At 71.1% G+C, this 5,928-nt stretch carries 6 protein-coding genes; 4 read left to right on the top strand and 2 right to left on the bottom strand.

The genetic code is table 11. The features are described 5' to 3' along the window. Window positions 1-132 precede the first annotated feature (132 nt). Window positions 133-1,023 (bottom strand): class II glutamine amidotransferase, encoded by an 891-nt coding sequence (locus FMEAI12_RS32570; protein WP_112109006.1) that lies wholly within the window; start codon window positions 1,021-1,023, stop codon window positions 133-135. 291 nt (window positions 1,024-1,314) lie between these two features. Between FMEAI12_RS32570 and FMEAI12_RS32565 the strand changes: the two genes are divergently transcribed. Further along, window positions 1,315-2,289, top strand: a complete 975-nt coding sequence (locus FMEAI12_RS32565; RefSeq protein WP_112109005.1) for a YafY family protein — start codon at window positions 1,315-1,317, stop codon at window positions 2,287-2,289. A gap of 7 nt (window positions 2,290-2,296) precedes the next feature. On the opposite strand, the gene FMEAI12_RS32560 is transcribed toward FMEAI12_RS32565, so the two are convergent. Continuing rightward, window positions 2,297-3,070, bottom strand: coding sequence for an antibiotic biosynthesis monooxygenase (locus tag FMEAI12_RS32560; protein ID WP_112109004.1), 774 nt, complete (start codon window positions 3,068-3,070; stop codon window positions 2,297-2,299). A gap of 148 nt (window positions 3,071-3,218) precedes the next feature. On the opposite strand from FMEAI12_RS32560, the gene FMEAI12_RS32555 reads away from it, so the two are divergent. The 3 genes from FMEAI12_RS32555 to FMEAI12_RS32545 form a co-directional block, all read left to right on the top strand. After that, entirely contained in the window at window positions 3,219-3,608 is a 390-nt protein-coding gene (locus FMEAI12_RS32555) for a helix-turn-helix domain-containing protein (protein WP_112109007.1), read from the top strand. 25 nt (window positions 3,609-3,633) lie between these two features. Beyond that, window positions 3,634-4,704, top strand: a complete 1,071-nt coding sequence (locus FMEAI12_RS32550; RefSeq protein ID WP_112109003.1) for an SDR family oxidoreductase — start codon at window positions 3,634-3,636, stop codon at window positions 4,702-4,704. A 182-nt stretch (window positions 4,705-4,886) separates the two neighbouring features. Continuing rightward, window positions 4,887-5,928: serine/threonine-protein kinase (locus FMEAI12_RS32545; protein ID WP_146776823.1), on the top strand; the 1,042-nt coding region annotated here is incomplete at its 3' end.

Here is a 5,928-nt window from a genome sequence, read left to right as displayed (position 1 = left end):
GCCTGTGGATAACTTGTGGAAAGTGTGTGGAGAGCTGTGGACAGCTGCGGCCCCCGCTCGCGCCACCCGGCCGCCCCGCCAGACCGGCATCCCTGGTGGGGCAGGCTTTTCGAGCTCAGACCGTGCCCGCGCTCAGGCCGAGACCGGGAGGTCGGGGACGGCGGTCGTCTGCGACGCGGCCGCCTCGGGACGAAGGTCGTCGAGGGTCAGCGGATGCGCCGGCGGGCCGGCCACGACGATGCTGGACGTCACCTTGAGGCCCGGGCCGACGTGCAGCAGTTCCCCGCTGGCCATCAGCCGCCACCGTGGGTCCTCGTCCATCCGCTCGCTCTCGACGACCACCGCGGGGCGGGTCGTCAGGTCGACCGAGCGGACCCGGATCTCGCTGAACGGGCTGGCGTGATCCAGGTGACGGTTGTTACGCCCGCCCGGGGCCCGCTGGAGCACATGCAGACCATTCGTGTCGGGATACCGCAGCGCCCACAGATCGTCCCCGCTGGCCAGGATCATGTTGATCGAGTAGAGCGGCAGGTTCTCTGCGATCCAGTTCGCCGCGGCCGTGATGCCCGCCGCGACGTCGCCGTCCCGCGCCGCGATCTCGCGGGTGACCAGGGCGAAGTAGCGCTCCGAGTCGGTGTCGCCGAGCACGCCGGAGCATGTCGTGCCAAGCTCTGCGTCGAGCTTACCCAGCCCCTCGATGACCCCGTTGTGGGCGAAGATCCGACCATCCTGGACGAATGGGTGTGTGTTGCGGTCATCGACCCGCCCGGTCGAGGCGTGCCGCACATGCGCGACGAACGTCGACGACGTGACCTGCTGCGCCTCGCGGGCGAACGCCGTGTCGGCGCGGGAACGAATCGCCTGCCTGACCACCTCGGGCCGGCCTTCGTCGTCAAAGAAGCCGAAGCCCGCGCCGTCCGGGGGACGGCGGGTCTGGGCCCGCGGGCTGTCTGGCGCGTCCAGCAGCCAGAAGGTCGCCTGGATCCGCTCGCCGCCGCTGCTCATCGCGAACAGATGACACATATCAGACCTCCTCGCACCGCGACGGTCCCATCTCGGAAAGTGATGATCCACCACGCCCCAGACCGCGCATGTAGGGGAAGGTAGCTGACCGGTCAGGGTTCGTGGCGTCTTCTGGGCCATCCCCCCGATCCACGGGATCACGCCGGGCCCGGGAACGTGACATGTGTCCACTTGTGGCCTCATGCGGCCCTACCACTTTCCGGACAATCAACCGGATCAGTCGTAAAGCATCCGACGAGAAGCGGCCGATCGCGGACCGAAGCTGTCCGCTGGCCACGGCAGACTCGGGACATGCTCGAGACCTCGGCCCGCCTGCTCCGGCTGCTCTCGCTGCTGCAGACCCACCGAGACTGGTCCGGGGCGGACCTGGCCGACCGGCTCGGGGTCACCGCCCGCACCGTCCGGCGGGACGTCGACAAGCTGCGCAGCCTCGGCTACCCCGTGCACGCCGCACCCGGCACGGCCGGTGGCTACCGCCTCGGCGCGGGTGCCCAGCTGCCGCCCCTGCTGCTCGACGACGACGAGGCCGTCGCCGTCGCCGTGAGCCTGCGCACCGCCGCCGGCGGCTCGGTCGAGGGCATCGCCGAGTCCGCCATCCGTGCGCTGACGAAGCTCGAGCAGGTCCTGCCGACCCGGCTTCGGCACCGGGTGTTGGCGCTACACTCGGTCACAGTGTCCCTGCGTGGCACGAATCCCGCGGCCGTCGACCCGGACGTCCTGATGGCCGTGGCGACCGCCTGCCGCGAGAACCAGCAGCTGCGGTTCGACTACCGCGACCACAACGGGACACCGACCGCGCGGATCGCCGAACCGCACACCCTCGTCCACACCGGGTGGCGCTGGTACCTCATCGCCTGGGACGTCGGCCGTGGCGCCTGGCGCAACTTCCGCCTCGACCGCATCGCGCCGAAGACCCCGACCGGCCCGAGGTTCACCCCCCGGGACCCACCCGCGGACGACATCCAGGCGTACACGTCCTGGTCGGTCTCCACCGCCGGGTACCGGTACCAGGCCCGCGTGCGCTACCATGCACCCGCCGGGGTGATCGCCGCATCGCTCAGCCCGACCTCCGCCGTGATCGAGGCACTCGACGACGAGAGCTGCCTGGTCCGGACGGGTTCCAACTCGCTGGACGCGCTCGCGATCTACCTCAGCCTCGTCGACGCGGACTTCGACGTGCTCGAACCGCACGAGCTCGTCGACCGCGTCCGCGAGCTTGCCGGCCGGCTCGCGCGAGCGGCACCGCCGCCACCACCCACCGACTGAAAGCGGCTCAGGATGGCTGCCAGGGCGGCGCTACGCCCCAGCCCCAACGCGGAACCGGCGCGTGCGGCATGGGTGTGGCGCCGGGCGTGGAGTTCTCGACGGCGAGGCGGGTGCCCCATTCGACATAGCCCATGAACGCCGCCCGGAACTCGGGATCGCCCGGCAGCCCGACCTCGTCCGCCGCGTCGACGAGCAGGCTCACCCACCGTCGGCGCTGCGGCTCGGTGATGGCCCTGCCGACGTGGTGGGCGAGCATGTTCTCGTACCCGCCGCGTTTCTCGGTGTACTCGGCCGGGCCACCGAAAACCTCGCCGAGCCACATCGCCACGTGGTGGGCGTGCGCCGGATTCATGCCCGCGAACAGCGGCGCGAGAAGGTCGTCCTCGACGACGGTCTCGTAGAAACGGGTAAGGAGCCGCTCGAAGGCCTCGGCGCCGCCGGCCCATTCGTAAAGGGTGGGCGGCTCGGGTGCTCCCCCGCCCCGCCCGGCGACCGCCGTGGGAGAATAGTGCTGCATCTCCTCGATGTGTTCGACGTACGGCCCGATCTGCGCCAGGAACTCACGGAACTCCGCGCTCCGCCGGAAGCCGTCCAGATGACCGGCGACCGAATCCCACTGAATGCGCAGGATGTACTGGACGTTCGTCTCGACGCAGCGGGTGAGCTCGAACGACAGGCAGTTCCGCGACCACTCGAGCACCGCTGCGGCTCGCGAATACGCCTTCTCGAACTCGTCAGTGCTGTGTTCCGGTATCCGGTATCGGATGTACTCGACGATCACAGCCGGATCACCTTTTCACCTCCGGCGACTGGGGAGAACCCGAAACTATCAGCGGGAAACCTGGCATAGGCGATCCCCGGGGTACGCACAAAAAAGTGCGTACCATGCGGGCACGGCGTCCCGCGAGGAGTGGTGAGGAGTGGTGACGATGTCCCCGGACACGCCCCAGCCCCCGGGCACGGCGCGGCCCGGCCGCAGCTATCACTGCCACGTCGAGGTCACGGTCGACGTCATCGGCGGGAAGTGGACGCCGGTCGTCCTCGCCCATCTGAAGGAACACGACCGGCTACGGTTCGCACAGCTGCGCCGGCTCATCCCCGACATCACCGAGAAGATGCTGGCGCAGCGGCTGCGGGAGCTCGAGGCGATCCAAATCGTCGACCGGATACCCGTCAGCACGGCACCGCCGCACGTCGAGTACGCGCTGACGGCGCAGGGCCGGTCCCTCGGCCCGGTGCTGCAGGCGATGTGGGAGTGGGGCCGGGACTGGGCGGCCACGAACCGGCTCGCCGTCGATCCGGTCCAGTTCCGCCACTGACCCGCCCGCTGGCATATTCGGGCCCATGTCCGCGCAGGCGACACCACCCGCGACGGTCCGCACGGCGGCCGCGGCGGTCCGCACGCCCTGGGCTCCCGACAGGAGCGCCCTTCGCGGGCGCGTGGCCGTCGTCGCCGGTGCCACCCGCGGCGCGGGTCGCGGGATCGCGGCGGCCCTCGGTGAGGCCGGCGCCACCGTCATCTGCACCGGCCGCAGCAGCAGGACGGGCGTCCTGCGCTCCGACTACGACCGCGCCGAGACGATCGAGGAGACCGCGGAGCTCGTCACCGGGCTCGGTGGTGCCGGCATCGCCGTCCCCGTCGACCATCTGGACCCGGAGCAGGTGCGGCGGCTCGCCGACCGCGTCCGCGCCGAGCACGGGCACCTCGACGTGCTCGTCAACGACATCTGGGGCGGCGAGGTCCTCAAGGGCGGGCCGAGCGAGTGGGACACGCCGGTCTGGGAACACGGCCTCGACCGCGGGATGCGCATCCTGCGGCTCGCCGTGGACACCCACCTGATCACCTCCCACCACCTGCTCCCGCTGCTGATCGACCGCCCGGGCGGGCTGGTCGTCGAGGTGACCGACGGGACGACGGACTACAACGCGGCCAACTACCGGATCTCCGTGTACTACGACCTCGCCAAGGTCGCCGTGAACCGGCTCGCCTTCTCGCAGGGCCACGAGATCGCCCCGCACGGCGGGACCGCCGTCGCCGTCACGCCCGGCTGGCTGCGCTCGGAGATGATGCTCGAGGCGTTCGGCGTCACCGAGGAGACCTGGCGCGACGCCCTCGCCCCGCCCGACAGCGCCTCGACCGGCGGCGCTCCGACCGGCGGCGCTCCGACCGGCGGTGCTCCGCCGGACTTCGCGTTCTCCGAGTCGCCGCGTTATGTCGGGCGCGCCGTCGCCGCGCTGGCCGCCGATCCGGGACGGGCCCGCTGGAACCAGCGCTCGGTGACCTCCGGCCAGCTCGCGGCCGAGTACGGCTTCACCGACGTCGACGGGTCACAACCGGACATCTGGCCGCGCCTGGAACGTCCGGCGGAAGCCCCGGCGCCGGCGGCCGGTCAGGAGCCGCACGCGCCCCGGTAGCGCGTCCCGGGGCTCCACCCTCCGCTGGCCGCCCACTGACCGGCCAATATGATGAAGATCGGCATTTTCCGATGATCTCGACCGGTTTCTGCAGTCTCGACTGGTTTTGACGATCTTCATCCGGTTCCGGCGGTCTCAGCCGGCATGCCGGAACCGAAGCGGGCCGGCATCCGGAGGGCATGATGCGCAGCACGCCACCGAGGACGGTGGGAAGCGACCCGCACCCGCCGCCATCCGGTGGCCACGCACCGCAACCCGCGTCCCTCCCACCCGAGACGCCGACACGCGGGACGTCGGCGGCGGGCGGAACGTTCACCCGTGCCTGGGACGCCGTCTTCACCCCGCTCACCGCGCACGACCCGGACGAGATCAGCGGCTACCCGCTGCGGGCCCGGATCGGCGAGGGCGGCATGGGCGCCGTGTACCTCTCACACACCCCCGGCGGACGACCGCTCGCGGTCAAGGTGGTCCGTCCGGAGTTCGCCGCCGACCCCGACTTCCGCGCCCGGTTCGCGAAAGAGGTCGCGATCGCACAGCGGGTGCAGGGCCCCTACACGGTTCCGGTCATCGACGCCGATCCCGACGCGGTGCGCCCGTGGATCGCCACGGCCTACGTCCCCGCCCCGTCGCTCGCGATAGCCGTGGCACGGACGGGTGCGCTGCCCGCCACGACCGTCCTGATGCTGATCGCGGGTGTCGCGGAGGCCCTGCAGTCCATTCACCGGGTCGGGGTGATCCACCGCGACCTGAAACCAGGAAACGTCATTCTCGCGGCGGACGGCCCGCGCGTCATCGACTTCGGTGTCGCGCGCGCCCTCGACGCCGCGACGGCCGCGATGACACAGACCGGAGCGCGCCTCGGAACACCCGCCTTCATGGCTCCCGAACAGGTTCGCGGGGCGCAGCTCGACCGATCCGGTGACATTTTCGCCCTCGGGGCCACCGCCTACTACGCCCTGACCGGCCGGCCGCCGTTCGGCGTCGACGCCGCCGTCTTCCACCGCATCGAGCACCAGCAGCCCGACTGGGATGGCTGCCCGCCGCAGGTACGCGACGTTCTGGCCCACTGCCTGGAGAAGGACCCCGCGCGCCGGCCGACCCCCACCGAGCTGATCGAGCTCTGCCGACTGATCGCCCCGATCGACCGGCTGACCTCGGACGAACAGTTGACCACCGGCGCGGGGTGGCTGCCCCCCACCGTCGCCGCCGAGGTAACCCGCTACC

The sequence above is a fragment of the Parafrankia sp. Ea1.12 genome (assembly GCF_900465275.1).
GTDB classification, from domain to species: domain Bacteria; phylum Actinomycetota; class Actinomycetes; order Frankiales; family Frankiaceae; genus Parafrankia; species Parafrankia soli.
The sequence above is the reverse complement of the archived record's forward strand: the minus strand, read 5'-3'. Positions and strand labels throughout refer to the sequence as shown.

Bases quoted from the DNA above. Each gene is read 5' to 3' on its own strand.
- FMEAI12_RS32570 (WP_112109006.1), bottom strand. From the start codon at position 1,023: ATGTGTCATCTGTTCGCGATGAGCAGCGGCGGCGAGCGGATCCAGGCG.
- FMEAI12_RS32550 (WP_112109003.1), top strand. From the start codon at position 3,634: ATGTCCGCGCAGGCGACACCACCCGCGACGGTCCGCACGGCGGCCGCG.
- FMEAI12_RS32555 (WP_112109007.1), top strand. From the start codon at position 3,219: ATGTCCCCGGACACGCCCCAGCCCCCGGGCACGGCGCGGCCCGGCCGC.
- FMEAI12_RS32565 (WP_112109005.1), top strand. From the start codon at position 1,315: ATGCTCGAGACCTCGGCCCGCCTGCTCCGGCTGCTCTCGCTGCTGCAG.